General features: G+C 59.3%; 25 protein-coding genes and 1 tRNA gene. 24 read left to right on the forward strand and 2 right to left on the reverse strand.

The genetic code is table 11. The annotated features are described in order from the left end of the window. Positions 1-57 precede the first annotated feature (57 nt). The 15 genes from STHERM_RS05030 (at position 58) to rsfS (ending at position 17,135) form a co-directional block, all read left to right on the forward strand. A complete protein-coding gene (locus tag STHERM_RS05030; protein WP_013313806.1) occupies positions 58-2,319 on the forward strand; it encodes a TIM-barrel domain-containing protein in 2,262 nt (753 codons plus the stop codon). Beyond that, positions 2,319-3,335 (forward strand): LacI family DNA-binding transcriptional regulator, encoded by a 1,017-nt coding sequence (locus STHERM_RS05035; protein ID WP_013313807.1) that lies wholly within the window; start codon positions 2,319-2,321, stop codon positions 3,333-3,335. Before STHERM_RS05030 ends, STHERM_RS05035 begins: the two co-directional genes overlap by 1 nt. A 61-nt stretch (positions 3,336-3,396) precedes the next feature. Next, positions 3,397-3,696: a Dabb family protein gene (locus tag STHERM_RS05040; RefSeq protein ID WP_041623281.1), complete on the forward strand. Its 300-nt coding sequence runs from the start codon at positions 3,397-3,399 to the stop codon at positions 3,694-3,696. Between the two features lie 41 nt (positions 3,697-3,737). Next, positions 3,738-4,439 (forward strand): polyphenol oxidase family protein, encoded by a 702-nt coding sequence (locus STHERM_RS05045; protein ID WP_013313809.1) that lies wholly within the window; start codon positions 3,738-3,740, stop codon positions 4,437-4,439. A 63-nt stretch (positions 4,440-4,502) separates the two neighbouring features. Further along, entirely contained in the window at positions 4,503-6,266 is a 1,764-nt protein-coding gene (gene argS / locus STHERM_RS05050) for an arginine--tRNA ligase (protein ID WP_013313810.1), read from the forward strand. A gap of 206 nt (positions 6,267-6,472) precedes the next feature. After that, positions 6,473-11,005, forward strand: coding sequence for a glutamate synthase large subunit (gltB, locus tag STHERM_RS05055; RefSeq protein WP_013313811.1), 4,533 nt, complete (start codon positions 6,473-6,475; stop codon positions 11,003-11,005). Beyond that, complete coding sequence (locus STHERM_RS05060) at positions 10,998-12,473, forward strand: glutamate synthase subunit beta (RefSeq protein WP_013313812.1); 1,476 nt, start codon at positions 10,998-11,000, stop codon at positions 12,471-12,473. Before gltB ends, STHERM_RS05060 begins: the two co-directional genes overlap by 8 nt. A 54-nt stretch (positions 12,474-12,527) precedes the next feature. Continuing rightward, on the forward strand, positions 12,528-12,839 hold the full coding sequence (gene rplU, locus STHERM_RS05065) for a 50S ribosomal protein L21 (protein WP_013313813.1): 312 nt from the start codon (positions 12,528-12,530) through the stop codon (positions 12,837-12,839). 4 nt (positions 12,840-12,843) lie between these two features. Continuing rightward, on the forward strand, positions 12,844-13,161 hold the full coding sequence (locus STHERM_RS05070) for a ribosomal-processing cysteine protease Prp (protein WP_014624680.1): 318 nt from the start codon (positions 12,844-12,846) through the stop codon (positions 13,159-13,161). Positions 13,162-13,164: 3 nt separating this feature from the next. Next, complete coding sequence (gene rpmA / locus STHERM_RS05075) at positions 13,165-13,422, forward strand: 50S ribosomal protein L27 (RefSeq protein ID WP_013313815.1); 258 nt, start codon at positions 13,165-13,167, stop codon at positions 13,420-13,422. A 15-nt stretch (positions 13,423-13,437) separates the two neighbouring features. After that, positions 13,438-14,469, forward strand: coding sequence for a GTPase ObgE (gene obgE / locus STHERM_RS05080; RefSeq protein ID WP_013313816.1), 1,032 nt, complete (start codon positions 13,438-13,440; stop codon positions 14,467-14,469). Next, positions 14,466-15,038 (forward strand): nicotinate (nicotinamide) nucleotide adenylyltransferase, encoded by a 573-nt coding sequence (gene nadD, locus STHERM_RS05085; RefSeq protein ID WP_013313817.1) that lies wholly within the window; start codon positions 14,466-14,468, stop codon positions 15,036-15,038. Before obgE ends, nadD begins: the two co-directional genes overlap by 4 nt. A 7-nt stretch (positions 15,039-15,045) precedes the next feature. Continuing rightward, positions 15,046-15,603 (forward strand): bis(5'-nucleosyl)-tetraphosphatase (symmetrical) YqeK, encoded by a 558-nt coding sequence (gene yqeK / locus STHERM_RS05090; protein ID WP_071650331.1) that lies wholly within the window; start codon positions 15,046-15,048, stop codon positions 15,601-15,603. 7 nt (positions 15,604-15,610) lie between these two features. Further along, the gene (locus STHERM_RS05095) at positions 15,611-16,786 is read left to right on the forward strand and encodes an LCP family protein (RefSeq protein ID WP_237223372.1); all 1,176 of its coding nucleotides are present in this window, start codon (positions 15,611-15,613) and stop codon (positions 16,784-16,786) included. Next, positions 16,764-17,135: a ribosome silencing factor gene (rsfS, locus tag STHERM_RS05100; RefSeq protein ID WP_013313819.1), complete on the forward strand. Its 372-nt coding sequence runs from the start codon at positions 16,764-16,766 to the stop codon at positions 17,133-17,135. The genes STHERM_RS05095 and rsfS overlap by 23 nt, the downstream gene beginning before the upstream one ends. On the opposite strand, the gene STHERM_RS05105 is transcribed toward rsfS, so the two are convergent. Together STHERM_RS05105 and STHERM_RS05110 are read right to left on the reverse strand one after the other, a co-directional pair. Next, the gene (locus STHERM_RS05105; protein WP_013313820.1) at positions 17,108-17,332 is read right to left on the reverse strand and encodes a hypothetical protein; all 225 of its coding nucleotides are present in this window, start codon (positions 17,330-17,332) and stop codon (positions 17,108-17,110) included. The genes rsfS and STHERM_RS05105 overlap by 28 nt on opposite strands. A 29-nt stretch (positions 17,333-17,361) precedes the next feature. Continuing rightward, complete coding sequence (locus STHERM_RS05110) at positions 17,362-17,838, reverse strand: chemotaxis protein CheX (protein ID WP_013313821.1); 477 nt, start codon at positions 17,836-17,838, stop codon at positions 17,362-17,364. A gap of 96 nt (positions 17,839-17,934) precedes the next feature. Between STHERM_RS05110 and nadC the strand changes: the two genes are divergently transcribed. The 9 genes from nadC to ftsH all read left to right on the forward strand — a co-directional run bounded on the left by nadC (position 17,935) and on the right by ftsH (position 26,283). Continuing rightward, positions 17,935-18,810, forward strand: coding sequence for a carboxylating nicotinate-nucleotide diphosphorylase (nadC, locus tag STHERM_RS05115; protein WP_013313822.1), 876 nt, complete (start codon positions 17,935-17,937; stop codon positions 18,808-18,810). 8 nt (positions 18,811-18,818) lie between these two features. Continuing rightward, positions 18,819-20,384 carry an L-aspartate oxidase gene (gene nadB / locus STHERM_RS05120; protein WP_013313823.1) on the forward strand — a complete coding sequence of 522 codons (1,566 nt, stop codon included), beginning with the start codon at positions 18,819-18,821 and terminating at the stop codon, positions 20,382-20,384. Positions 20,385-20,412: 28 nt separating this feature from the next. Continuing rightward, entirely contained in the window at positions 20,413-21,279 is an 867-nt protein-coding gene (gene ispE / locus STHERM_RS05125) for a 4-(cytidine 5'-diphospho)-2-C-methyl-D-erythritol kinase (protein ID WP_237223374.1), read from the forward strand. Between the two features lie 37 nt (positions 21,280-21,316). Then, a complete protein-coding gene (gene spoVG / locus STHERM_RS05130; protein WP_013313825.1) occupies positions 21,317-21,619 on the forward strand; it encodes a septation regulator SpoVG in 303 nt (100 codons plus the stop codon). Between the two features lie 27 nt (positions 21,620-21,646). Next, positions 21,647-21,718 (forward strand) — tRNA-Gln (locus STHERM_RS05135). A gap of 65 nt (positions 21,719-21,783) precedes the next feature. Beyond that, positions 21,784-22,413 (forward strand): 50S ribosomal protein L25, encoded by a 630-nt coding sequence (locus STHERM_RS05140; RefSeq protein WP_013313826.1) that lies wholly within the window; start codon positions 21,784-21,786, stop codon positions 22,411-22,413. 35 nt (positions 22,414-22,448) lie between these two features. Continuing rightward, complete coding sequence (pth, locus tag STHERM_RS05145) at positions 22,449-23,009, forward strand: aminoacyl-tRNA hydrolase (protein ID WP_237223422.1); 561 nt, start codon at positions 22,449-22,451, stop codon at positions 23,007-23,009. Next, the gene (gene tilS, locus STHERM_RS05150) at positions 23,009-24,427 is read left to right on the forward strand and encodes a tRNA lysidine(34) synthetase TilS (RefSeq protein ID WP_013313828.1); all 1,419 of its coding nucleotides are present in this window, start codon (positions 23,009-23,011) and stop codon (positions 24,425-24,427) included. The genes pth and tilS overlap by 1 nt, the downstream gene beginning before the upstream one ends. After that, on the forward strand, positions 24,424-26,283 hold the full coding sequence (ftsH, locus tag STHERM_RS05155) for an ATP-dependent zinc metalloprotease FtsH (RefSeq protein WP_013313829.1): 1,860 nt from the start codon (positions 24,424-24,426) through the stop codon (positions 26,281-26,283). Before tilS ends, ftsH begins: the two co-directional genes overlap by 4 nt. Positions 26,284-26,294 lie beyond the last annotated feature (11 nt).

Genomic DNA, 26,294 nt, shown 5'->3' on the forward strand with positions numbered 1-26,294 from the left:
TGGGGGCTGTGGTAGCGGTCTACGGATGTGACATCGAGTGTTCGGAAAGGAGAGAGTATGGTGTCTGCAGGAAGGTGTGAGTCGTGGGTCGTGGTGGACGGCTCCACCGTCAGGTTCGAATTCGAACGGGGTGTCATGGAGGTTTCGTCGCATGCGAAAGGAATCTTCAGGGTCCGGTTCGGGAGGTCGTGTCCGCTCCGGGAGTACCGGAGCCTTTCGGTGGTGGGGAGTGCGCGGCCCGTGGAGCTCGAGGTGCGTGAGCTCGAGGGAGGAGTGGAGGTGGGGGACGGCGTGCTCCGGGTGGTGGTGAAGGATGGTGGTGCGGCTTCGTGGTATCGGGGCGAGGTCTTCCTCTGGGAGTCGGAGGGGGTCTTCCGGGACGTGGAGTGGATGGAGGATCGGCACCGACTCGGGCCGGAGGACGAGGTGTTCGGGCTGGGTGAGCAGATGACGCCCCTCTCCCGGCGGGGCTATGTGATAGAGCACTGGAACACGGATGCGAACTTCCCCCATACCGAGGCATCCCGGCCCATGTACTGCAGCATCCCGTTCATGCTGGGAGGGCGGCTGGGGGGCGGCCCGTGGTGGGGGTATTTCCTCGATTCGCCCTACAGGTCGCTCTTCGATGTGGGGAACGCCGATCCCGAGAGGCTCACGGTGCGCCTCTTCCGTGACGACCTCACGGTGTACGTGATGTCCGGCGATGCCCCTCACGAGGTGCTCTCCCTCTATACCGGGCTGACGGGGAGGCACGAGGTTCCTCCCCTGTGGAGCCTCGGGTACCAGCAGTGCAAGTACAGCTACATGTCGGAGGAGGAGGCCCTCGGAGTGGCGAAGCGGTTCCGGGAGCTCGACATCCCCTGTGACGGGTTGTGGTACGATATCGACTACATGGATGGGTACCGTGTCTTCACCTTCGACAGGGAACGCTTCCCGAATCCGGCGGAACACTTCAGGGCCGTGAAGGAACTGGGGTTCAGGCCGGTGGTGATCGTGGATCCGGGGCTCAAGGCCGATCCCCCGGGTGTGTATCCGGCGGTGGACGAGGGAAGCGAGAGGGGGTTCTTCCTGCGCAGGCCCGACGGGTCGGAGTTCGAAGGGAGGGTGTGGCCCGGTCTGGTGAAGTTTCCCGACTTCTCGAGGGAGGAGGTGCGGTCCTGGTGGGCAGGGCTCCACAGGGTCTACTTCGAGGCCGGAGTGGAGGGGATCTGGAACGACATGAACGAGCCGGCCCTGCTCTCGGATCATGTCTTCGAGAGCAAGACCGTTCCGGAGGAGGTGCGGATGTACGACGAGGGGCGGTGGTCGGGACAGGACAGGATGCACAACCTCTACGCCCTGCTGGAGGCGATGGCGACGAGAGAGGCCTTTGAGCGGTTCCGCCCGGGAAGGAGGCCTTTTCTGTTGACGAGGGCGGGGTTTGCGGGGATCCAGCGGTATGCGGCGGTCTGGACGGGTGATAACCGTTCCACCTGGGAGCATCTGCGCATGTCGATCCCGCAGATCCTCAACATGGGGCTCTCCGGTGTGGGGTTCGTGGGTGCGGATGTGGGAGGGTTCGGTGAGAATGTGACGCCTGAGCTCCTGGTACGGTGGTACCAGCTCGGGGCCTTCTACCCCTTCTTCAGGGGGCACAACGCCAAGGGGTTCGTGCCGCAGGAGCCGTTCGCCTTCGACGGTTCGGTCACGGATCTCTGCAGGGAGGCCATACGTCTGAGGTACCGCCTCCTCCCCTATGTGTATGAGCGCTTCCACGAGATGGCGGCTACCGGTGCGCCTGTGTGGCGTCCTCTCTTCTGGTACGACAGGAGCCCGGATGCACTCAGGAACGACGAGTTCTTCCTGGGGGGGGACCTGGTGGTGGCACCTGCGCTCGAGCGGGGGATGCGGCGGAGAATGGTTTACCTCCCGCCGGGTGAGTGGTTCCACTACCACACCCACGAGAGGTGGGCGTCGGGGTATTCGATCGTGGAGACCCCGATCGACAACATCCCGGTGTTCGTCCGTGCAGGGGCGGTCATCCCGGTGTATCCCTCTCCTATGGCTCACACAGGAGAGAGGGAGGAGGGGGTCCTCTCTCTCGAGGTGTGGCCGGGGGGTGAGAGGGAGGGGGTGCTCCACGAGGATGATGGGGAGACGCCCGCTCCTGCTCTGGTGCACAGATTTACAAGGGACCGGAACCGGCTTATCATACAGTGGGAGGCCGGGACGCGGTTCGAAGAGGTTCGGGTCCTCCTTCCTCTCCCCGGGGGAGCGTGGAGGAGTCTGTCGGTTCCCGTGAGGGGGGGACGTACCGAGATCGATCTGGATGAAGGCTGATGAGGAAGAAGGTGACGATCAAGGATGTGGCCTCGAGGGCCGGGGTGTCTCCTTCCACCGTGTCCCGGGCCATCTATTCGACCGCGAAGCTCAAGCCCGAGACCAAGGAGCGGATCTTCCGGGCCATGGAGGAGCTGGGCTACTACCCGAATGCGGCGGCCCGGGCCCTGGTGCACAAGCGGACCATGACGCTCGGGGTCATCCTCCCCAACGGGGAGGATGATCTCTTTCTCAATCCCTTTTTCATCCACGCCTTGCGAGGATTGAGCATCCATGCCCAGTCGCGGGGGTACTTCATCCTCTATGCCTTCTCGAACAACGAGGAGGAGGAGATCTCCTTCATCGAGGAGCTCTACAGGTCACGGAGGATCGATGGGGTGGTTGCCCTCACGGTGCGGAGGAACGATGCCTGTCTCGCGTTTATGAAGCAACAGCAGATCCCGTTCGTGGTGATAGGGCACCCCGAGGGGCTCAAGGGCGTGCTCTGGGTGGACAACGACAACTTCCAGGCGATGTATCGGCTGGTGAACTGGATGGTGGACAAGGGATACGCCGAGCTGGCCTTCCTTGGGGGGCCTGCCGAACTGATGGTGACGCAGGATAGGTGTGCAGGGTTCGAACAGGCGCTCAGGATAAGGGGGCTTCCTCTCAGGGAGGGGAGGGTGCTCTATGCAAAGGGGTTTTCCGAGGAGGAGGGGTATCGGTGTGCGAGTGAACTTCTCTCGAGGGACCGCGCCGTGGATGGGATTCTCACCACGGACGATCTGCTTGCGATCGGGGTGGTCAGGGCGATCGAGGAGCTGGGGATCACCCGCCATATCGGAGTGACGGGGTTCAACAACACGGTACAGGGGCAGTTCCATCGGCCGTCTCTCACCACGGTGGACATCCATCCCTATGATCTGGGGTATCACGCCGCGCGTCTCCTCATCGCCCACCTCGACGAGGAGGAGAACGTGCCCCCTCACTTCGTGGTGGATACGCACATCATCCCCCGGGAGACGACTCGTCCGTAGGGGTTGATGGGGCAGGGAGGTTCGGTGTACACCCACAGGGTATGTGTTCGCGGAGGTGTGTATGGTGGTACATGTCGTGATGTGGAGGTTGGCCGATGCCTCGCGTCGGGAGGAGGTGCTCCGGGAGGTGCGGGAGCGGCTCCTCTCCATGCAGGGACGGATCCCACAGGTTCTGGACGTGGAGGTGGGGGTCCAGGGGAGGCCGGATCCGGATGCGTACGATGTGGTGCTCGTGACGAGACACGCGGATTGGGAGGGTCTGGATGCCTACCAGGCGCACCCCTACCACCAGGAGGTGAAGGCCTTCCTCGGTGAACGGCTCACCGGGCGGTGCGTGGTGGACTACGAGGTGAGGGTGTGAGGCGCCATGGGGCGTGGGCAGGGTGATGCCAGGGGGGAGCGATGTGGCTCGTGGTGAAGACCGGGGAGCGGGCGATGTGGGTGTGGGTGGAGGATGGTGCAGGGGAGCCGGTGGGTGGGGTGAGGGCGGCGATCTCGTTGGCTGCGGCGGGGGATATGGGGATGGGGATTGAGGGGACGCCGGCGAGGGAGGTGTGGTGCCGAGAGGTGGGGGTGGAGGGGGTGCGGTGTGTGCGGCAGGTGCACGGACGGCGGGTGGTGGATGCAGGGGAGGCGGGGGTGGAGGCGGACGGGCTCGTGGCGCAGGAGGAGGGGGTGGTGTGCGGAGTCACGGTGGCGGATTGCGTGCCGGTGTGGGCGTGGCGGATGGATGGGGGGGCGTGGGGGGTGGCGCACTCGGGGTGGCGGGGGACGGGGATCGCGGGGGAGCTGGTGCGGCGGTTGGGGGGTGAGGGGGTGGTGGCGGTGGTGGGGCCGTCCATACGGGCGTGCTGCTACCGGGTGGATGAGGAGCGGGCGAGGTGGTTCGAACGGGCGTGGGGCGAGGGAGCGGTGGTGTGGAGGGAGGAGGGGCCTTATCTGGACCTGGCTGCGGTGAATCGGAGGCTCTGCAGGGAGGCGGGGGCGAGGGTGTTCGTCGTGGATGCATGTACCGCCTGTGATACGCGCTTCGGTTCGTTCAGGCGGGAGGGAACGCACTTTACGCACATGCTTGCCATAATCGGAAAAATCACGCACCTTTAGATGGCTCACGCATCGAGTGATCGACGTTTCCCATTACGTCAGGTAAGGAGAGGAAGACGTACGATGAGAGAATGGGCTCTGACGAAGTTGAAACGAGAGTGGACCGAACGGATCCGAACCGTGCTCCTCGATCTGGCCCGGGAGAAGGGCCTCCTCCTCGACGAGGTCGGCCTCGTGGCCCAGCGCCCTCCTTCGTCGCAGTTCGGCGATGTCGCCTTTCCCCTCTTCGGGTTCGCGAAGGTCTTCAGGACCGCACCCCAGAAGATCGCGGAGGAGGTCGTGGCGCGACTCCTTCCAGAGGGGGCTGTGAGGAAGATTGAGGGAGCGGGGGGATATGTGAATCTCTTCCTCGACAGAGAGGCGTTCGCCCTTTCGGTGCTCTCCGATATCGCACATGCCGGACCCGGGTACGGAGCCGGAACCCTTCACCAGGACAAGCGGATCATGGTGGAATTCTCCTGCCCGAACACCAACAAGCCCCTTCATCTGGGGCACATGCGTAACAACATCCTGGGAGAGAGTGTCTCTCGCATCCTCGCCTCCCAGGGTGCGGATGTCCTCAAGGTCAATCTCATCAACGACAGGGGGATCCACATCTGCAAGTCCATGCTCGCCTACAAGAAGTTCGGCGAGGGGAAGACACCCGAGGAGGTGGGGAAGAAGCCGGATCATTTCGTAGGCGACTTCTATGTGAAGTTCAACGAGTGGGCGAAGGAGGACTCCACGGCCGAGGAGCAGGCGCGACGGATGCTCAGAGCCTGGGAGGATGGGGATGCCGAGGTGCGGGCCCTCTGGGAGAAGATGAACCGTTGGGCGATCGAAGGCATAGAACAGACCTACCGTCGCACCGGGATCTCGTTCGACAAGATCTACTATGAGAGTGACACCTATCTGCTTGGCAGAGACCTGGTGTTGAAGGGACTCGAGGATGGGGTCTTCTACCAGGAGGAGGACGGCTCGGTCTGGGTGGATCTCTCGGAGATCGGTCTGGACAAGAAGGTGCTCCTTCGGAGCGACGGGACGTCCCTCTACCTCACCCAGGACCTGGGAACCGCGGTGGCCCGGTACCAGGACTGGGCCTTCGATCTCCTCATCTATGTGGTGGCCTCCGAACAGAACTATCACTTCAGGGTGCTCTTCTACGTCCTCGAAAAGCTCGGTTTCTCCTGGGCGAAGAACCTCTACCATCTCTCGTACGGGATGGTGAATCTCCCCGAAGGGAAGATGAAGTCCCGTGAGGGGACGGTGGTGGATGCGGACGACCTCCTCGATCGGCTCGTGGAGATGGCCCGCGAGGAGATCAGGGAGAAGGGGCGTGTGGACGAGGTGGAGGACATCGATCGTACGGCGGAGGCCATCGCCCTGGGCGCCCTTCACTACTTCCTCCTCCAGGTCTCGCCCAACAAGGACATGATCTTCAACCCCAAGGAGTCGCTCTCCCTCACCGGCAACACCGGACCCTATCTGCAGTATATGGGCGCCCGCATCTGTAGTATGGAGCGGAAGGCCGATCCTTCCCTCGTGGTGCCTGTGGAGGAGGTGCCGACGGCCGAGCTTGTCGACGATGCCTCATGGGAGCTCATCGTGCTCCTCTCCCAGTTCCCCGAGGTCGTGGAATCGGCTGCCAGGGAGTACAACCCGTCTCTGGTCATAGGTTTCCTCTACGAGTTGGGAAAGACCTTCAGCAGCTTCTACCACGACAACCCCATCATCACCCATCCGAATAAAGATACCGCCCGGGCAAGGCTCGCGCTCGCCCGAGGGATCCGACAAGTGTTGGAGAACGGATTCAGACTGGTGAACATACCGTTCCTCGAGAGGATGTAACAATCTACAAAAATGTAGAAAATTCTTCTCGAAAACCTACATTTTGGTGGGTCATGAGGGGGAGAGGGGTGGGGGCGTGAACCGGTATCTCGGTAGTCCCTCCCACCCCGGTACTTATTCTACTCTCGGGTATTGTATAAATATTACAAATCTGGTACGTTCTTTGCATAAATATTAGTCCCGAAATTTCTGCGATGGAGAGGTGTATGGCGTTCAAGAAGAGACCGGGTCCGCATGGCTTGTACCACCCCTGGTTCGAACACGACAGTTGCGGTGTGGGATTCGTCGCCAACATCAAGGGGCGACCGAGTCACACGATCGTGGAGCACGCGAAGGACATCCTCATCCATATGACGCACCGCGGTGCGGTGGGCAGTGAGAAGAACACGGGCGATGGCGCCGGCATCCTGGTGTCCCTCCCTCATGCCTTCCTCGCACGGGTCGCAAAGGAAGACCTGGGCATCGATCTCCCCCCCGAGGGGAGCTATGCCGCAGGGCTCGTCTTTTTCCCCCGGGAGGAAGAGAGACGGGAGGCCTGTCGTGTCGTCATGGAGGAAGTGACCGCTCGTTACGGGCAGAAGGTGCTCGGCTGGAGGAGGGTGCCGGTGGTCGACGACATGATCGGCCCTACGGCGAAGGCCTCCGAGCCGGTCATCGAGATGTTGTTCGTAGGCGCGGAAGAAGGGATCGATATCGACACTTTCGAACGCAGGCTCTTCCTCATAAGGAAAAAGGCGACCCACATGCTCCGGGGAAAGGAGCACGATCCCGACGACTTTTTCTATGTCTGCAGTCTTTCCCCTCGGGTGATCGTCTACAAGGGGATGCTCACCCCCGAACAGCTCTTCCGGTTCTATCCTGATATCATGTCCCCCGACTTTGCCTCGCACATCGCCATGGTGCATTCCCGGTTCTCCACCAACACCTTCCCGAGCTGGGACCGGGCCCAGCCGTGTCGTTACATGAGCCATAACGGAGAGATCAACACCCTGAGAGGCAACATCAACAAGATGCGGTCGAGAGAGGGGCTTCTCAAGAGCGACCTCTTGGGAGACGAGCTCAAGGAGATCTTCCCCATCATCGAGCCGGATCTCTCCGACTCGGGAACCTTTGACAATGTGCTCGAGCTCCTCATGATGGGAGGGAGGAGCCTTCCCGAGGCCGTGATGATGATGATTCCCGAGGCCTGGCAGAACTACAAGATGGAGGACGACAAGAGGGACTTCTACAAGTACATGAGCTGCCTCATGGAGCCGTGGGACGGCCCGGCCTCCATCGCCTTCACCGACGGACGCGTGATCGGTGCGGTACTCGATCGGAACGGTCTCAGGCCGAGCAGGTACTACGTGACCGAGGACGACCTCGTGATCATGGCGAGTGAGGTGGGCGTCCTCCCCGTGGACCCGGCCAAGGTGGTGAAGAAGGGGCGCCTTCAACCAGGCCGGATGTTCTTCGTCGACTTCCAGGAAGGGCGTATCGTGGATGACGAGGAGATCAAGAAGAAGATCTCCAATGCCCGCCCGTATGGGGAGTGGCTCAAGGATCAGGTGATCGAGCTCGATGAGCTCAAGACCGAAGTCGAACCTCATGGCTTTTACCCCGAGACGATCAAAGAGCGGCTCCGGATGTTCGGATACACGAGGGAACACCTCTCCATGATCCTCAAGCCCATGGTGCAGGATGCGAAGGAGCCCTTGGGGTCCATGGGGAACGATACACCACTCGCGGTTCTCTCGAACAAGCCACGTCTCATGTACGACTATTTCAAGCAGTTGTTCGCGCAGGTGACCAATCCGGCCATCGACTCGATCCGGGAGTGGAAGGTCATGAGCCTGGAGACGTTCATCGGGCCGGAGCGGAACCTCCTCGAGACCACGCCCGAGCACTGTCATAGGCTCCACCTCCCCTCGCCGTTTCTCACCAACGAGCAGCTCGCGGCACTCAAGCATCTCGACTACCGGGGGTGGCGGTCGAAGGTGATCGATATCACCTTCCCAAGACGGGATGGGAGGGCGGGGCTCCTCGCATGCCTCGATCGTATCGAGAAGGAGGCGGAAGAGGCCATCGGGGAAGGGTACTCCCTTGTCATCCTTTCCGACCGGAACGCCGGCCCGGACAGGGTACCGGTGAGCGCCCTCCTCGCCACGGGTACGGTTCACCATCATCTGGTGAGAAAGGCCCTGCGGACACAGATCGGCGTCGTAGTGGAGTCGGGCGAACCCCGCGAGGTGCACCACTTCTGCATGCTGGTCGGTTACGGCGCCGATGCGATCAACCCCTATCTGGCCTATGAGGCCATCTGGGAGATGGGACGCGAGGGAGAACACGAGTACGATGATGAGACTGCCCTCAATCGCTATATCAAGGCCCTCGAGAAGGGAATGCTCAAGGTCTTCGGTAAGATGGGGATCTCCACCCTCGAGAGCTACAAGGGTGCCCAGATCTTCGAGGCCGTGGGACTCTCCCAGGAGGTGGTGGAGCGCTCCTTCGCCGGTACGGTGAGCAGACTCGGCGGGGTGGGATACGAGACCCTGGCGGACGAGGCCCTCCTCAGACACAGCCTGGGCTATCCCCGCCGTCCGAAACCCATAGGGGACGACCTCCCCAATCCCGGGGATTTCCACTACCGCTATGCCGGCGAGAAGCACATGTGGGATCCAGAGTCCATCGCGAACCTCCAGCACGCATGTTGGTACAACGATCCTGAGGCCTATCGGCGATTCTCCGAGCGGCAGAACCGACGTTCCAGGGAACAGGCCACGATCAGAGGACTCCTCAGGTTCAAGAAGACCACGCCCATCCCTATCGAGGAGGTGGAACCTGCCTCGGAGATCGTGAAGCGCTTCGCTACCGGGGCGATGAGCTTCGGTTCCATCTCGCAGGAGGCACATGAGACACTCGCCATCGCGATGAACAGACTCGGCGGCAAGTCGAATACGGGTGAAGGTGGAGAACTGCCCGAGCGTTTCCTCCCTCTCCCTAACGGGGATTCCAAGCGCTCGGCCATCAAGCAGGTGGCATCGGGCCGCTTTGGAGTGACCATCAACTACCTCACCAATGCCGACGATATCCAGATCAAAATCGCCCAAGGGGCCAAGCCCGGGGAGGGGGGAGAGCTTCCCGGGCACAAGGTCTTCGAGATCATCGCCCGAACCCGGTATACCACACCCGGCGTCGGTCTCATCAGTCCTCCCCCTCACCACGACATCTACTCCATCGAGGACCTCGCCCAGCTCATCTTCGACCTCAAGAACTCGAATCCGGGCGCCCGCATCAGCGTGAAGCTCGTCTCCGAGGTGGGAGTGGGTACCATCGCCGCAGGAGTGGTCAAGGGCCATGCTGACCATGTCCTCATCTCTGGACACGACGGGGGCACCGGGGCGTCACCGCTCACCGGTATCAAGCACGCAGGCCTCCCGTGGGAGCTCGGTATCGCAGAGACGCACCAGACCTTGGTGATGAACGATCTGCGTTCCCGCACCGTGCTCCAGGCCGACGGTCAGATCAAGACGGGACGGGACGTGGTGATCGCCGCGCTCCTCGGTGCGGAGGAGTGCGGGTTCGCAACCGCCCCGCTCATCGTGATGGGCTGTATCATGATGAGGAAGTGCCACAAGAACACCTGCCCTGTGGGCGTGGCAACCCAGGACGAGCGGCTCAGGGCGAAGTTCAGGGGCAAACCCGAATACGTGGAACGCTACTTCCACTTCGTGGCCGAAGAAGTACGCGAGATCATGGCCCAACTCGGTGTCCGCACCTTCAACGAGCTGGTCGGACGCACCGACCTCCTGGAGGTGGACGAGGATGCCATCCCCGAGAAGGCGGCAGGTCTGGATCTCACCCCTGTGCTTGCTCAGCCCCTCAGGCCTCGTCCGGACGTGGGAGTCTACTGCATGCAGGCCCAGGACCATGGTATCGATACGGTGCTCGATCGGAGGCTCATCGAGGATATCGTCCCTGCGGCGAAACGTGGGGAGAAGAAGGAGCTCTTCTATCACATCCGTAATACCGACCGGGCCACCGGCACCATGCTCAGTCATTCCCTCACCAAGGAACTGGGAGCCGATGCCCTGGAGGACGACAGCTTCATCGTCCGCTTCAAGGGCTCTGCGGGTCAGAGCTTCGGAGCGTGGCTCGCGAAGGGGCTCACCTTCATCCTCGAAGGTGATGCGAACGACTACGTGGGTAAGGGACTTTCCGGAGGGAAACTCGTCGTCGTCCCGCCTGCCGAGTCGGATTTCGTCCCGGAGGAGAACATCATCGTGGGGAACGTGGTGCTTTACGGTGCCGTCTATGGTGAAGCCTATTTCCGAGGCATGGCGGCGGAACGTTTCTGTGTGAGGAACTCCGGTGTCCACGCCGTGGTGGAAGGGGTGGGCGATCACGCATGTGAGTACATGACTGGGGGAATCGCCGTGATCCTCGGGTCTACGGGTCGGAACTTCGGTGCGGGGATGAGTGGAGGTATCGCCTACGTGTGGGACAAGGATGGGGAGTTCAGGGAGAAGGTGAACTACGACATGGTGAACGTGAGGGAGCTCCTCCCCGAGGATGAAGAGAACATCCTGAGACTGGTGAGGAATCACCTCTCGTATACGGGTTCCACCGTGGCCGCTCATGTCCTCGAGACATGGGAGGAGCGCAGGAACGAGTTCGTCAAGGTGATCTCTCCCGAATACGAACGAGTCCTTGAGAGAAAGAAGAAGGGATTGCCGCTCGTGGAGGTGACACATGGGTAAGCCGACTGGATTCATGGAATATGCCCGCAAGGGGATCGTCGATAGAGATCCTCTTGATCGGATAAGGGATTTCGAGGAGTTCCACATCCACCTTTCCGAGGAGGAGCGGAGACAGCAGGGGGCCCGTTGCATGGACTGCGGAGTTCCCTTCTGTCACACCTCCTATGGGTGCCCCATCCATAACCTCATCCCGGAGTGGAACGACCTCGTCTACAAGGGGAAATGGGAAGAGGCCTTCTATCGCCTCAAATACACCAACAACTTCCCCGAATTCACCGGACGGGTCTGTCCCGCCCCCTGTGAGACGGCCTGTGTGCTCGGGATCAACGAGCCCGCGGTGACCATCAAGGACAACGAGTGCACGATCATCGATCGGGCCTATGAGATGGGGCTGATGGTGCCCCGCCCGCCGAAGGTACGCACCGGGAAGCGGGTGGCCGTGGTGGGGAGCGGACCGGCGGGACTCGCCGCCGCAGACCAGCTCAATCAAGCGGGTCATCAGGTGACGGTATTCGAGCGTGATGACAGGCCCGGTGGGCTTCTCATGTACGGGATCCCCAACATGAAGCTGGACAAGGGGCTCGTGCAACGGCGGATCGACATCATGGTCCAGGAGGGGGTGGAGATCGTCACGAACGCGTGGGTAGGAAGGGATGTGGATCCGGAGAAGCTCGTGGCCGAATACGACGCGGTGATCCTCGCCATAGGGTCGACCAGGCCGAGGGATCTCCCCGTGCCGGGACGTGATCTCAAGGGGATTCACTTCGCAATGGAGTTCCTCAAGGCCAACACCAAGAGTCTCCTCGATTCGAATCTCTCGGACGGCACCTACATTTCGGCCAAGGACAAGCACGTGATTGTCATAGGAGGCGGCGATACCGGGAACGATTGTATCGGCACTTCCATCCGCCACGGTTGCGCAGGAGTGACGAACTTCGAGCTTCTCCCCAAGCCTCCGGAAGAGAGGGAGAAAGCGGCGCCGTGGCCCCTCTATCCGCGGATGTTCAAGGTGGACTACGGTCATGCCGAGGCCATCGCGAAATTCGGAAGGGATCCGCGGGAATACTGCATCCTCACCAAGGAGTTCATCGGGGATGCACGCGGACATGTGAAGGCCGTCCGCACGGTCAGGGTGGAGTGGGGGAAGGACGAACAGGGACGTCACGTGATGAAAGAGATCCCCGGCACTGAGGAGATCTGGAAGGCCGATCTCGTCCTTCTTGCCCTGGGCTTCCTGGGGCCGGAAGAGGACGTGCCTGGAATCCTCGGCCTCGAGAGGGATCCGAGGAGCAACATAGCGGCACCTTACGGCTCCTTCCTCACCTCGCATCCCAAGGTGTTCGCTGCAGGTGACGCCAGGCGGGGCCAATCCCTCGTGGTATGGGCCATCCATGAAGGGCGTGAAGCTGCATACGAAGTGGACCGGTTCCTCATGGGAGAGAGTGTTCTGCCCAGGATGAGACCTTGACCATGCAGCGCCTATATGGTATACACACCAGGACATTTCAGAGAGGGTAGGACTATGTACGCAGTGGTAGAAATCGGTGGTAAGCAGTACAAGGCTGAAGAGGGGAAGATCCTCAAGGTGGAACGGCTCCATGCAGATGAGGGGCAGCCGGTGGATATCGACACCGTCCTCATGGTGCGGGACGATGCCGGGATAAAAGTGGGTGCACCGTATGTGACAGGTGCAAAGGTGAAGGCCGTGGTCTCCGGGCACGGGAAAGACCGGAAGGTGATCGTCTTCAAGTATAAGAGGAGGAAGAACTACCGGAGGAAACAGGGCCACAGGCAGCAGTACACCCTCCTGAAGGTGGAACAGATACAGGCCTAGCGGGATGATCCGGGTCCTCCTTGAGGTGCAGGAAGGAGTTCTGCGGACGCTCGAGGTCGAGGGGCATGCGACACGGAGGGGGAGCCTGAGTATACCCTGTGCGGGGGTGAGTATACTTGCGAGGACGGCGGCCCGACTCCTGGAAGAGCGGTTGGGTGGGCTTCTGGAAGGCGAGGCGAGCGAGGAGGGAAGCCTCTGGATCCGGATTCCCTTCGTGGCCACAGATCGCGAGTGGTTGGAGGGCGTGACCGCCTTCCTGAAAAAGGGTTTCGAGGATTTGGCTCGGGAGTATCCCGAAGACATCGACTACAGGGAGGAATGACATATGGCACATAAGAAGGGTGGCGGAAGTTCGAAGAACGGAAGGGATTCTCAGTCGAAGCGCCTCGGGGTGAAACGATTCGGTGGGCAGATCGTGAAGCCCGGGGAGATCATCGTGAGACAGCGTGGTACCAAGTTCCACCCCGGACTCAATGTGGGGCTGGGCAAAGATTACACCATCTATGCGAAGGTCGAGGGACGAGTCAATTTCAGGATCCGCAGGGGGAAGCAGCTCATCGATGTGCTTCCCGTCTCGGTATGATCCTCTTTCAGCTTCGTGTCGGATGCGGCAGAGGGTGTGGAACGTTTCGTCGATGAGGTGGAGATAGAGGTATCCTCCGGGAAGGGGGGGGATGGTTGTGTATCGTTCCGGAGGGAGAAGTATGTCCCCAGGGGCGGTCCCGACGGAGGCGATGGAGGGAAGGGAGGAGATGTCGTCTTCGTCATACGGCCCAATCTGAAAACCCTCGTGCATCTGAGACGCAGGTCTGTCTACCGAGCCGGAAACGGTGAGCCGGGACGAGGGAAACAGCAGCACGGCAAGAACGGAGAGGAGTTGGTTATCGAAGTGCCTCCCGGAACGGTGGTCAGGGATGCCGCGACCGGTGAGGTGCTCAAGGATCTTTCCTCTCTCTCCCCTGAGGAGAAGTGGGTCTTCCTCAGGGGGGGGAGGGGAGGACGGGGAAATGTGCATTTCAAGTCTCCCACCAATCAGGCTCCCCGTCATGCGGAACCGGGCCGCCCCGGTGAGACACGGAGGATCATCCTCGAACTCAGACTGATCGCCGATATCGGTTTGGTCGGTTTCCCGAACGCAGGTAAATCCACCCTCCTCAGTGTCGTGACCAATGCGCACCCCCGTATCGCCTCGTATCCCTTCACCACCAGGATCCCCCACCTCGGTGTGATGTATATCCACGAGACCGAACTCATTCTCGCGGACATCCCCGGCATCATCGAGGGGGCCAGCAGGGGCGCGGGACTCGGTCTCCGATTCCTCAAGCATATCGCACGAACCGCCGGTCTCGCGTTTCTCATAGACCTCGCGGATGAGATGTGGGAAGGTGCATTCGACATCCTCATGAACGAACTCAGGACCTATGGGCAGGGCCTTGCCGAGAAACCCTCTATCATCGTGGGGACGAAGATCGATCTCCCCGGTACCGAGGAACGACTCAGGGCCCTCAGGTCCATGCATCCGGGGATCCCTGTCCTCGGGATTTCGGCAGTCCAGCGGAAGGGGCTCCGGGAGCTCGGGGAAGCCTTTCTCGATCTCAAGCGTCGGGCGGCGGAGGAGGGCGGCCTATGAGGGTCCTCCTCTTCGGAGGCACATTCAACCCCATTCACGTAGGACACCTTTTCGTCGCAGAGGAAGCCTGTGTAGAGCTTGGGTATGAGAAGGTGATCTTCGTGCCTGCCTACCGTCCTGCCCACAAGGTCCTTGCAGACCACGACGATCCCATGCACAGGTACAAGATGGTCGAACGCGCGACTGCAGGCAACCCTCGATTCACGGTGGATGATTGCGAGATACGTCGGCAGGGGACTTCGTATACTCTCGACACGATCACATATCTCATGGAGACTCTGCCGTTGACGGGGAAACTTGGCCTCCTCATAGGAGACGACCTGGTCCCCGGCTTTTCCTCGTGGAAGCATGCCGATATCCTTCCGGAACTCGTCGATATAGTGATCGCACGGAGGACTTCTTCCTCACCCTATGAGGTGCCATGGCGTCACACCTATATCACCAACACCATCATTCACATCTCCTCTTCGGAAATTCGTGAAAGGGTTGCCCAAGGAAAGGCCTTTCGATATCTTGTCCCTGAACCGGTGTATGAGTATATCGTGGAACACGGACTCTATAGATCATAGGCACCTCATGAGAGAGGTCCACGGTGGCCTCAAGCGGCTTGTCGGCCCTGCTCGTTATCGACATTCCCTGAGGGTGGCGACCCTCTGCAGGGAGATCGCCCGGAGGGAGGGGGTCTCGATCGTTTCCGCCCACCTGGCAGGCCTTTCCCACGATCTCGCGAGGGACCTTCCCCGGGATGTGCTCGTCGCGTTCGTTCCGTGCCTCGAGGATGTAGGGAAACACGAGGTGGAACATCCGGTTCTCCTCCATGGAGCTGTGGCCGCCCACCTCCTTGCACATGTCTATGGCCTTCCGATCCCGGAGATCCTGGAGGCCGTTCGGCATCATACCCTTGGGGCTCCCGGTCTTGGTCCGCTCGGACAGATACTCTTCTGTGCCGACTACCTTGAACCCCAGCGTACGCACATATCCAGGGAAGAGGCCGGGAGGATCCTTTCTCTTCCCCTTCCCGACATGGTATGTGCGGTGGTCGAGCACATGGAGCGATCCGGGTTCCCGGTTCACCCGGTCACCATGGAGATGTATCGAGCGTTGAGGGAAGAGAGGGTCAATGCTCATGTATGACACACGTATGCGCTCCTCCCGACTGGTCGTAGGTCTCATACTGGGGGGAATCGTCCTCACGATCCTTGCTGTGGGGTTCCTCGTCTACTCCCATGTGAGGGTGGATGATTTCACGATGAAAGCCGGGCAGAAGGAGGTGATCTCTTTCCTCTGGGTGGTATACGATGAGGAAGGCGGTCTGATGACGGAAGTCCTCTTCTTCGAACCTTCGCGTGGCAACCTCGCCTTTCTCGACGTGCCGTTCAACACCGGGATGCTCTTCGCCGAATTGGAACGGATAGACTCTCTCGATTATGCATACAGGCAGAGGGGGATCTCCTATCTCAAGAAGTACGTGGAATCTCTCCTGGGCGTGGAGATGGATTTCGTGTTCGAGATCTCACTTGAGAACCTGGGCAAGGTGGTGGATCTCCTGGAGGGTATCGAGGTCTTCATTCCGGAGGAGATCTCCATCAAGGAACCGCACAGGGTGCTTCTCCCTTCAGGGAATGTGCGACTCGATGGAGCGAAGGCACGGCAGTTGGTTCTCTATGCTGCCCGGGGGAAGGGGACACCCCCATCGGACCCTGAAGCGACTTCTCTGCGTCAGCAGTTCTTTCAATCCTTCATCTCTTCCTGTGCCCAGCATCCACTCCTCCATCATGACAAGGTGGTGAGGTTGTTCCTCTCCCTCTTTTCGAGCAGCATGAACGCTTCTTCCTTCCGACACTTCAGGGACGCCCTGGGGAATGCGCATCTCGCCGGGATCGTCACCCAGCGGGTGCTCGGGAAGATCTCGCGCGTGGAGGAACAGGATCTCCTCATTCCCCACTTCCAGGGGGATCTGCTTCGCCAGACCGTCCAACATCTTGTCGGGCTCTTGAAGGAGGATTCCGCCCTCTCTCCCATCGAGAGGAGGGTTACGCTGCAGATACTCAACGGTACCACGGTGCAGGGCTTGGCCCGTCGTACCGCAACCCTCTTTGAAGGGTTCGGGTATGAGGTGGTGAGTATCGGGAATGCAGAATCCGATCAGGAGGAATATACGAGGATCATCGACAGGAGGGGGGATCCCGAAAGGGCTCAGAACGTAGCCCGTATTATTCACTGCACGAGAGTTGAGTCGCTCATGGAGTCTGATCCACCAGCGGATATCACTATCATCCTTGGGAGGGATTTCGATGGAAGGTACTGTAAAGAATGAACTGGATGTACGGGAGATCGCCGAATTCCTGGAAGACCACAAGGCACGTGACGTCGTGGCCCTCGATCTCAGGGGGATATCCCCGATTGCGGATTTCTTCGTGATCGCCACGTTCCAGAGCGAGGGACATCTCAGAGGCTTGCTGGGGCAGCTCACGACCTTTTGCGAGGAGAAGGCCCTCTTCCCGTTGTCGGGAACGGGGAGGTTGTCCTACAGCGAGTGGGTCCTGCTCGACTATGGCGTGCTGGTGATACATCTCATGAGCGAGCGACTGAGAGGATTCTATCAGCTCGAGAAGCTCTGGCACGAGGCTCCTGTGATCTACGGATCTTCCTCGAAATCGTCGTAGTCCAGGTCATCTTCTTCCGCATCTTCTTCCCAGTCCTCCTCCCAGTCGTCCTCCTCCAGATCTTCGTCTTCGAAGTCCTCGTACTCATCCTCGAACAGATCCCCTTCGTCTTCTTCCTCTTCGAGGAAATCCTCTTCGTCGTCCTCCTCGTTGAGGAAGGTCTCGTAGTCGTCGTGGTATTCGTGTCTCCGGTCCATGGCGGCCCCCCGGGATGGGAATAGTGTCTTTATCTCAAAGGATGTTTCAGGATGAGAGACAGGAGAAAGGTCCCGAACGTCCCCTGTATGGAGAGATGGAGATGTGCGGCCTCGTGGAAGAAGAGAGGCGAGACCCCTTTCCCCAATAGCAGGGAGGGGGGGGTGATACGCACATCGATGCCCAGGCGTGAGAACTTGCCTGCGGTCCTTCCGAAGATCTGGTTGGTGAACTCGAGGAGAAACGATCTGTGGAGCTCCGTGAGCTCCTCCCCCTCTATCGCATACCCGAGCGCCCGTGAGACGGTGGAGGTGAAGAGGAGGGCGTTTCTCTGTGAGAAGAGGAGAAATCCGTATCCTTTCATGCCTCCGACCAGACCGAGCGAACTCACTATCTCCACCGACGGGGTTGAGGACACCGCGGCTATACTCGCGTGAAGCGGCCCTATCTCCTGGAACAACTCGCTGATCGCATCTTCAAGTGCGTAACGGATTTCTGTAAGATCCATGACAGGATATAGTGTGCAGGAGAGAGGGTGTGATAATCAAGTACCCCTTGAATGTCTTCTCTTGTCTTTTTGTATACATTGCGATAGCATAGCCTCATGCGATCGAGGATGAAGTCCCTTCAGGAGATGTACCAAAGAGAGTTGGATGCGTTGATCTCTCTCGCCCTGGAGGAGGACCTGGGAGAGGAAGGTGACGTCACCAGCAAGGCCGTCTTTCCTCCCGAGGCGGAGGGTGCCGCCCGCGTGGTGAGTAAAGGGGAGGGGATACTGGCTGGTGATTTCGTGTTCGAGAGGGTCTTTCGGAAGATCAACGAGCGCATCTCGGTTTCGTTCCTCCGGCAGGACGGGGATGTGCTTTCCCGTGGAGATGTGGTGGCTGAGCTTTCCGGCCCGATGGCGGATCTCCTCACGGGGGAGCGGATCGCCCTCAACTTCCTGGCGTTCCTCTCCGGGATCGCCACCTATACGTCGAAGTTCGTGAAGGAGGCGGGGAAGTCGGGACACACGGTGATCCTCGACACCCGGAAGACCCTCCCCGGATTCCGACGCCTCTCGAAGTACGCGGTGAGGATCGGGGGCGGGGAAAACCACAGGATGGGTCTCTATGACATGGTGCTCATCAAGGACAACCACATAGATGGGGCGGGATCCATCACCAAGGCGGTGGAGCGGGTCAGAGAGAGATGGGGGGATCGCTTCAAGATAGAGGTGGAGTGTCGTACCGTGGAAGAGGTGGAAGAGGCCCTCGGTGCCGGTGTACACATCATCATGCTCGACAACATGTCACCGAGTGAGATGGAGGAATCGATACGCCGGGGGAGGGGAAAGGTCCTCTTCGAGTGTTCGGGGGATATGGACCTTCCGAAGATCGCCGAAGTCTCGAAACTCGGAGTTGACTATATCTCGGTGGGCAGGATCACACATTCAGCCCCTGCGTTCGATTTTTCCATGAAAGTAGTCGCTGCAGGATAGGAGTACGGATGGGTGTCTGGAACAGGGAGTATGTGGACGTGGTGGTGCTGGGATCGGGGCTCGCAGGACTCAGTGCCGCCGTGGCTGCCGCCGAAGAAGGTCTCGATGTCCTCGTGGTCACCAAGGAGGATAATCCTCTCGAATCGAACACCTACCTGGCGCAGGGAGGGATCGTATACCGGGGGGAGAAGGATTCTCCCGACCTCCTCATGAGGGATATCCTTGAGGCAGGGGCCTACTACAATCTCAAGGAGGCCGTACGGCTGGTTGCCGAAGAAGGTCCCGGGATGGTGGAAGAGTATCTCATAAAACGGGCGGGTGTTCCGTTCGACACCACAACGGATGGATTCGATTTCACCAAGGAAGGGGCCCATAGCCTGAGGCGTATTCTCCATGTGAAGGACGAGACGGGAAAGAGCATCCAGGAGCACTTCCTCGCCTATGTGGGTTCGAATCCGCATGTGAAATTCCTCTCCGGCTACACGGCAATCGATCTCGTGACGAACAGTCACAACTCTCTAGATCCCGAGGAACGGTATCGCAGATCCCGGGTGGTAGGAGTGTATCTTCTGAACCCGGAAGGCGGGGTCGATCTGGTCTTCACCGGGGCGGTGGTCCTTGCCACCGGCGGGATCGGCAATCTGTTCCTTCACACCTCGAATCCGCCGGGAGCCACGGGTGATGGAGTGGCGATGGCCTCCCGTGCGGGGGTTCCGGTGATCAACGCCCATTTCATCCAGTTTCATCCCACTGTGCTGTACCATAGGGACTTCAAGCGAATGCTCATCACAGAGGCCTTTCGAGGGGAAGGTGCCCGCCTGATGAACCATTCGGGCGAGTACTTCATGGAGCGCATACATCCGCTCAAGGATCTGGCTCCCAGGGATGAAGTGGCCCGGGCCATCTACCGGGAGATGGAGAGGGAGGGGACGGAGTATGTGTTCCTCGATGCGAGAACGCTCTCCGTGGATGTGAGGACGCGATTCCCCTACATCTATCAATCCTGTCTGCAGCTCGGACTGGACATCTCCAAGGATCCCATCCCGGTGGTCCCTGCAGCCCACTATTTCTGTGGGGGTGTGAAGGTGAATCTCGATGGGAGAACGGAGCTTTCGGGACTCTATGCCGTGGGGGAGTGCGCCTGCACCGGTGTTCACGGAGCCAACAGGCTGGCCTCTGTTTCGCTACTGGAGGCTCTCACCTTCGGTATCCGTGCCGGTAAGGACATCGCCCGTCGCCACAGCCGCCCCACTCGACGCCTTCAGAGGAGCATACCCGACTGGGTCTTCCCCCCTCAAGAGGAGGACGTGGATCCGGTGCTGGTGAAGAGCGATCTCAAGTACCTCAGGTCTCTGATGTGGCACTATGTGGGGATCATCCGGACATCCAAGCGTCTCAACAGGGCGCTCGCCGATATCAACTACCTCCAACATCGCGTCGAAAGCTTTTACAAGAAGGCGAAGGTGAGGAGGGATATCGTCGAACTCCGGAATGCGGTTCTCGTGGCTCGAATCATCACCCAGTCGGCGGTCTCTCAGCAGGTATCGGTAGGGTGCCACTATGTGGAGCACTAGAACGAGAGGTCGAAACGGCCGGGAGGCCATGGTGCTCTCCCCTGCCAAAGTGAACTTCCATCTCGAAATACTTGACACGAGGGAGGATGGTTATCATAATATACGATCGATATTCCAGACGGTATCCATATTCGACCGGATATGGATTCGCTCTTTGACAGACACGGAAGAAGATGTAGTGGATGGTGTTCCGGCCACTCCTGAAGAGAGTACTGTTCACAGGGCAGTCCGGATCTTCAGAGAGGCGACAGGGTGGAGAGGATATGTCCATGTCAAGGTGGAAAAGCGCATCCCTTCCGGGGCGGGTCTCGGCGGGGCTTCGAGCAATGCTGCTGCCGTGCTGAGGGCGCTCGATGCCCTCACGGGAGTCGGTTTGGGAGAAGAACGACTCGCTGAGCTCGGACTAAAGGTGGGCAGCGACGTCCCCTTCTTTTGTCGTGCTTCGGCCGCCCTCGTGGAGGGAAGGGGGGAGGTGATCCATCCGGTGAAACCCAGGGACGACTTCTGGCTCCTCTGTGTGGCACCCGGATTCCCCATATCCACCGTGCAGGCGTACGCCCTTTATGATGAACGGAAAGGTCTCGTGATGCACGAGGGGGTGTCCCCGAGGCGGATCGTGGAGTCCTATGAGTCGTACGCACCGCAAGACTGGGGGTTTCACAATGCGTTTTTCGACGTACTCGTTCCCCGATATCCTCTCCTCCAAGATATCGTGCAGGGGTTGGCTGAGCTAGGGGCCTTGTACGCGAACGTCTCAGGTAGTGGGAGTGTGGTGTACGGGGTTTTTCCCTCCTTTATCGATCTTGTGAGGGCGGATGCTGCGATGGTTCGACAGGGCTATGAAACGTATCGAGCTCACCCCCTGAAGCGGTTGCCTCGTGTATGGTGCGCCTGATGTGATCGGGCGATGATCCAGCATAAGGAGTGGTCCCATGGAAGTTACTGACATCCGTATAAAGAGGGTGGAGGGAGGGGGGAAACTCAAGGCCTACGTCACGGTCACCTTTGATGATTGCTTCGTGGTGCACAACATAAAGGTCATCGAGGGGAGGACCGCGACGTTTATCGCCATGCCGAGCAGGAGGACGCGGAACGGGGAGTATAAGGATGTAGCTCATCCGATCAAGGCCGATTTCCGGGAGAAGCTTCAGGCCGATATCCTCTCCATGTACGAACGGATGGGGGAGCGTGAGGAGATCTCGATGGCAGACGAAGCTCCCCAGGCGGGAGCATAGGACTATATCACATACGTGTCTCATCTCTGGGACGTCGGCAAGTGGTAAGCCACCGGGTTTTGGTCCCGGCATTCGCAGGTTCGAATCCTGCCGTCCCAGCTTCCTGCAGTAGTGTACATGTGAGTACTCAATCGATTATGTAATTTCGAAGAAGGGAGTGAGTCGTGAAAAAGACCAAATTGACTGCGATCGTGCGAACGGCACAGAAAAAGACCGAGGCCAAAGCCCTTCGGCGGGAGGGCAAGATCCCCGGTGTGGTCTATGGGGGAAAGGATCAGGTGCCGGTAGCGCTCGATGCGAGGGAGTTCCATAGGACCTTTCATGGAACCGTTGCCGAGAATGTCATCGTGGACCTTTCCTTGGAAGGCAAAGAGACGCGGCAGGTCCTCATAAAGGATTATCAGTACGATCCGATCCGAGGACAGTATATTCATCTCGATTTCATGGAGATCAATCCCGAGAAGAAACTCAAGACGCACGTCCCCATCCACCTCGAAGGCACGCCCGAAGGGGTGAAGAAGGGAGGACTCCTGGAATTCTTTGTGCAGGAACTGGAAGTCACCTGTCTTCCGAAGGATCTTCCCGAGGTGATCGTACTGGATATCTCGTCTCTCGAAGTCGGCGATTCCCTCCATGTACAGGATATCCAGGCCCCGGATGGCGTGGAGATCCTCAATCCTCCGGATCAGACGGTGGTGGCTGTCGGTCACGCGGTGAGCGAAGTCGTCGTCGAGACACCTGAAGCGGCCGAGGAAGAGGGTGGTGCCGCTGTCTCCGAAGAACCCGAGGACTGAGTTGAGGAGCGAGCGCCCTGGCTCCGCCGTACTATATCGTCGGTCTTGGTAATCCCGGCAGGCGTTATGCGCTCACACGGCACAATGTAGGATGGTGGACCGTGGAGCGCATAGCGTCCACCCATTTGCATGCCCCTTTCAAGGAGAAAGCTCTGTGGGCTGAGGCCCGAGGGACGATCAAGGGGCGGGAGGTGGTCCTCATAAAGCCCCTCACCTACATGAACAGATCCGGTGCGATCTTCTCACATCTACTCGTTGATCGAACGTGGCTTCCCCGGCATCTCGTCGTGGTGTGCGATCAAGTCGATCTCACGCCGGGAAACGGCAGGTTGAGGATCGGAGGGGGACACGCAGGACACAACGGTCTCAAATCGATCATTCAGCACCTCGGTTCTCCTCACTTCGTCCGGTACTATGTGGGGGTGGGACGTCCTCCAGAAGGGGAGGACCTCGCGGACTATGTGCTCTCTGTGCCTCCGCGGGAAGAAAGGGAGAGGATCGAGGAAACGGTACTCCGTTTTGTGGAGCATCTTCCCCGTCTCATCGAGGAAGAGGTGGAGAGTGTCATGGAGGTCCTCAACCGGCGGTACTACTGATGCTCGAAAAAGTGTACACCTTTTTCAAAGGATTCGATCACGTGGAAGGAGCGGTGGTCCTCGTCGCTTGTTCGGGAGGGCCTGATAGTACCGCGCTCCTCCACTCCCTCTTCCTCCTCCGCCAACGATTGAACCTGACTCTCAAGGTGGTGTATCTCGATCACGGGATACGCCCTCGGTCGGAGCGGGATCAGGAGTATCGGTTCGTGATGTCTCTGGCGGAGACCCGCGACCTCCCCTCGCATATCAAGCGGCTCCCCGAGGGATGGATCCTCCATCGTGCGAAGGCTTCGAAGAAGAGTGTGGAAGAGGTGGCAAGGGAGGAGCGCTATGCCTTTTTCGAGGAACTCCTCTCGAAAGGCGAAGGAGACTACGTGGCCCTCGGTCACACGCGGGATGATCAGGTGGAGACCGTCGTCTTTCGCTTCCTTCGGGGATCGGATCCTCTCGCCTTGAGGGGGATGTCTCCCGTACGCGACCGCTATCTCCGTCCTCTTCTCTCCTGTTCGAGGAGTGAGGTTCTTTCCTTCCTGCAGGAGCAGGGGCTCTCTTATCTCGAGGATTCCTCAAACGAGAAGGATGCCTACGATCGCAATTTCTTGAGGATCCATGTCCTCCCGGTCCTCGAGAAGCGATTCCCCGGATGGACGAAGGCCGTCGTGGCGTTGAGCGAGAAGGCCGAGCTGTATCATCGTTATCTGGAGAGAAGAGATCCTGTCGGGGGATTCCCCATCGAGGAGACCCCTTCCGGACTCAGGGTTCCCTTCCACCTCGTGTCGAGGGCCGATCCCCTCGAGCGTTACCTCCTCTTCTACAGGTTGTACCAGGTGTTCATGAGTCGAGAGGGGACATCCGAGAGTGAGGAATTGCCTTTCTGGCACATACGTCCGTATGTATGGCATCCGGAATCCCTGTGGGACGGGATAGTGGTGGGGAGAGGGGTCATGATGCGGCGGGAGGGTGAGTATCTCGTGGTGCGGTCCCATGTTGTCCTTCATGGAGAAAATGGGTATTTTGTAGTGATAGAAAAAGAAGGTGAGTTTCGACTTACAGACGAGTTGAGGATGGAGGTCCGATGTGGTCGACACATTCCCTTCGAGAAGGGAAGGCCTGGAGCGAATGAGATGGTTCTGCCTGTGGGAACGTATGTGTGCCGATCCAGAAAGGCGGGAGATGCGGTGGCGAGGGGGTCTCTCAGAAGGAGTGTGCATAAGGTTTTCCAGATGTGGAACCTTCCTCCTCACTTGAGATGCAGTGTTCCCGTATTGGAAGCTCCAGGAAAGGGTATCGTAGCGATACTCGGGGGATGGGCGGGATATGAGGATATCTTTGCCGATCCGAACCCTATCCCTTTCAAAGGAGACGAGGATGTACTGTATATCCGATTACACCATGTTGGAAGGAGCATTGAGCGGTGAATCACGAACGCGATCCTAAACAGCCACAGTTCCAGTTCAATCCCAATAGCAATCGTTTTGCTCTCATCTTTCTTTTTGCCCTCATTACCCTCTTTATCATCAGCTTTTTCTTTTCGAGCCAGAACACGGGCCTTGAGATCCCGTATTCCACCTTCCTCTCCTACTTGGAAGAGGGGCGGGTCGATTCGGTCACCATTCTCGACCAGTTCGAGATACGTGGTACACTCCAGAGCAGGGATGGTGAGAGGACCTTGTTCACCACCAAGATTCCCTACTATGACGATATGCTCATGCGCGAGTTGCGGGAGAAAGGGGTCCGAGTCTCTGGGGACGTGAAGGGGGTCTCTCCACTCCGTATCGTTCTCGAACTCATCCCATGGATCATCGGGTTTCTGTTCATATGGTTCATGTTCCGACAGATGCAGGTGGGAGGAAACAAGGCCTTTTCCTTCGGGAAGAGCAGGGCGCGCCAGTATCAGGACGGCAAGAAGGTGATGTTCGCCGACGTCGCCGGCCAGGAGGAGGCGAAGAACGAGCTCCAGGAAGTGGTGGAGTTCCTCAAGAATCCTCACAAGTTTACCCGTATGGGTGCCCGTATCCCCAAGGGAGTGCTGCTCGTGGGGATGCCCGGGACGGGGAAGACCCTGCTTGCCCGTGCGGTGGCCGGAGAAGCCGGAGTGCCGTTCTTCCATATGTCCGGTTCGGATTTCGTGGAGATGTTCGTGGGAGTGGGTGCCGCACGCGTGAGGGATCTCTTCGATCAAGGACGGAAGCATGCCCCTTGCATCATATTCATCGATGAGTTGGATGCCGTGGGAAGAGTGCGGGGGGCAGGATATGGGGGGGGACATGATGAACGGGAACAGACCCTCAACCAGCTTCTCGTCGAGATGGATGGATTCGAGAGCAAGGAAGGGGTGATCGTGCTCGCGGCGACCAACCGCCCCGATGTCCTCGATCCGGCCCTTCTCAGGCCGGGACGCTTCGACCGTCAGGTTGTGGTGGACATGCCCGATGTGAAGGAGCGGGAGGCGATATTGCGCATTCATGCCCGTAAGGTGCCGCTCGGAGAGGATGTGGACTTCGAGCGGGTCGCCCGCGGGACGGCGGGGACATCCGGGGCCGATCTCGAGAACCTGGTCAATGAGGCAGCCCTCCTCGCTGCTCGTAAGAACAAAGGTGTGGTGGAGATGGAAGACTTCGAGGAAGCGCGGGACAAGATCCTTATGGGAGTCGCCAGGAAGTCTCGAGTATTGAGCAGGGAAGAAAAGGAGAAGACGGCCTATCACGAGTCCGGTCACGCGCTCCTCCATTTCCTTCTCGAGCACGTGGATCCCCTCCACAAAGTGACCATCGTCCCGAGGGGGAGGGCGCTGGGAATGGCGGTCTCCCTTCCGGAAAAGGACGAGTACTCCAAGAGTAAGAGTTGGCTGATGGATCGCATAAAAGTCGCCTTCGGGGGTTATGCGGCCGAGAAGATCGTGTATAATGAGACGACCACGGGAGCGAAGGAGGATATCAGACAGGCCACCGAGATCGCCAGAAGGATGGTGTGCGAGTGGGGGATGAGTGAAACCCTTGGGCCCGTAGCCCTTGGACAGGAGGAGGAGCCCATCTTCATCGGCAAGGAGATCGCTCGGCATAAGGATTATTCGGAGGAGACTGCCCGCAAGATAGACGAGGAGATAAGGAACATCCTCACCTCTGCCTTGAACGAGGTGATGAATCTCCTGGGGGAACACAAGGAAAAACTCGACGTGCTCGCGAGAACCCTCATCGAGAGAGAGACCCTCACTGAAGAGGATATCTGCGAGCTCCTGAATATGAGGCCCCGGCGGGTTCCGGGAGAAGCTTGAGCGAAGGAGGC

It is taken from the genome of Spirochaeta thermophila DSM 6192 (assembly GCF_000147075.1).
GTDB classification, from domain to species: Bacteria; Spirochaetota; Spirochaetia; order Winmispirales; family Winmispiraceae; genus Winmispira; species Winmispira thermophila_A.

What these genes read in the sequence shown, in the direction of transcription:
- rplU (WP_013313813.1), top strand. Translation starts at nt 12,528, where the DNA reads ATGTACGCAGTGGTAGAAATCGGTGGTAAGCAGTACAAGGCTGAAGAG.
- gltB (WP_013313811.1), top strand. Translation starts at nt 6,473, where the DNA reads ATGGCGTTCAAGAAGAGACCGGGTCCGCATGGCTTGTACCACCCCTGG.
- STHERM_RS05030 (WP_013313806.1), top strand. Translation starts at nt 58, where the DNA reads ATGGTGTCTGCAGGAAGGTGTGAGTCGTGGGTCGTGGTGGACGGCTCC.
- STHERM_RS05110 (WP_013313821.1), bottom strand. Translation starts at nt 17,838, where the DNA reads ATGGATCTTACAGAAATCCGTTACGCACTTGAAGATGCGATCAGCGAG.
- rpmA (WP_013313815.1), top strand. Translation starts at nt 13,165, where the DNA reads ATGGCACATAAGAAGGGTGGCGGAAGTTCGAAGAACGGAAGGGATTCT.
- nadB (WP_013313823.1), top strand. Translation starts at nt 18,819, where the DNA reads ATGGGTGTCTGGAACAGGGAGTATGTGGACGTGGTGGTGCTGGGATCG.
- ispE (WP_237223374.1), top strand. Translation starts at nt 20,413, where the DNA reads ATGGTGCTCTCCCCTGCCAAAGTGAACTTCCATCTCGAAATACTTGAC.
- STHERM_RS05045 (WP_013313809.1), top strand. Translation starts at nt 3,738, where the DNA reads ATGTGGCTCGTGGTGAAGACCGGGGAGCGGGCGATGTGGGTGTGGGTG.
- nadC (WP_013313822.1), top strand. Translation starts at nt 17,935, where the DNA reads ATGCGATCGAGGATGAAGTCCCTTCAGGAGATGTACCAAAGAGAGTTG.
- nadD (WP_013313817.1), top strand. Translation starts at nt 14,466, where the DNA reads ATGAGGGTCCTCCTCTTCGGAGGCACATTCAACCCCATTCACGTAGGA.
- tilS (WP_013313828.1), top strand. Translation starts at nt 23,009, where the DNA reads ATGCTCGAAAAAGTGTACACCTTTTTCAAAGGATTCGATCACGTGGAA.
- STHERM_RS05105 (WP_013313820.1), bottom strand. Translation starts at nt 17,332, where the DNA reads ATGGACCGGAGACACGAATACCACGACGACTACGAGACCTTCCTCAAC.
- STHERM_RS05035 (WP_013313807.1), top strand. Translation starts at nt 2,319, where the DNA reads ATGAGGAAGAAGGTGACGATCAAGGATGTGGCCTCGAGGGCCGGGGTG.
- STHERM_RS05040 (WP_041623281.1), top strand. Translation starts at nt 3,397, where the DNA reads ATGGTGGTACATGTCGTGATGTGGAGGTTGGCCGATGCCTCGCGTCGG.
- STHERM_RS05070 (WP_014624680.1), top strand. Translation starts at nt 12,844, where the DNA reads ATGATCCGGGTCCTCCTTGAGGTGCAGGAAGGAGTTCTGCGGACGCTC.
- rsfS (WP_013313819.1), top strand. Translation starts at nt 16,764, where the DNA reads ATGGAAGGTACTGTAAAGAATGAACTGGATGTACGGGAGATCGCCGAA.
- STHERM_RS05060 (WP_013313812.1), top strand. Translation starts at nt 10,998, where the DNA reads ATGGGTAAGCCGACTGGATTCATGGAATATGCCCGCAAGGGGATCGTC.
- yqeK (WP_071650331.1), top strand. Translation starts at nt 15,046, where the DNA reads ATGAGAGAGGTCCACGGTGGCCTCAAGCGGCTTGTCGGCCCTGCTCGT.
- argS (WP_013313810.1), top strand. Translation starts at nt 4,503, where the DNA reads ATGAGAGAATGGGCTCTGACGAAGTTGAAACGAGAGTGGACCGAACGG.
- STHERM_RS05095 (WP_237223372.1), top strand. Translation starts at nt 15,611, where the DNA reads ATGCGCTCCTCCCGACTGGTCGTAGGTCTCATACTGGGGGGAATCGTC.
- spoVG (WP_013313825.1), top strand. Translation starts at nt 21,317, where the DNA reads ATGGAAGTTACTGACATCCGTATAAAGAGGGTGGAGGGAGGGGGGAAA.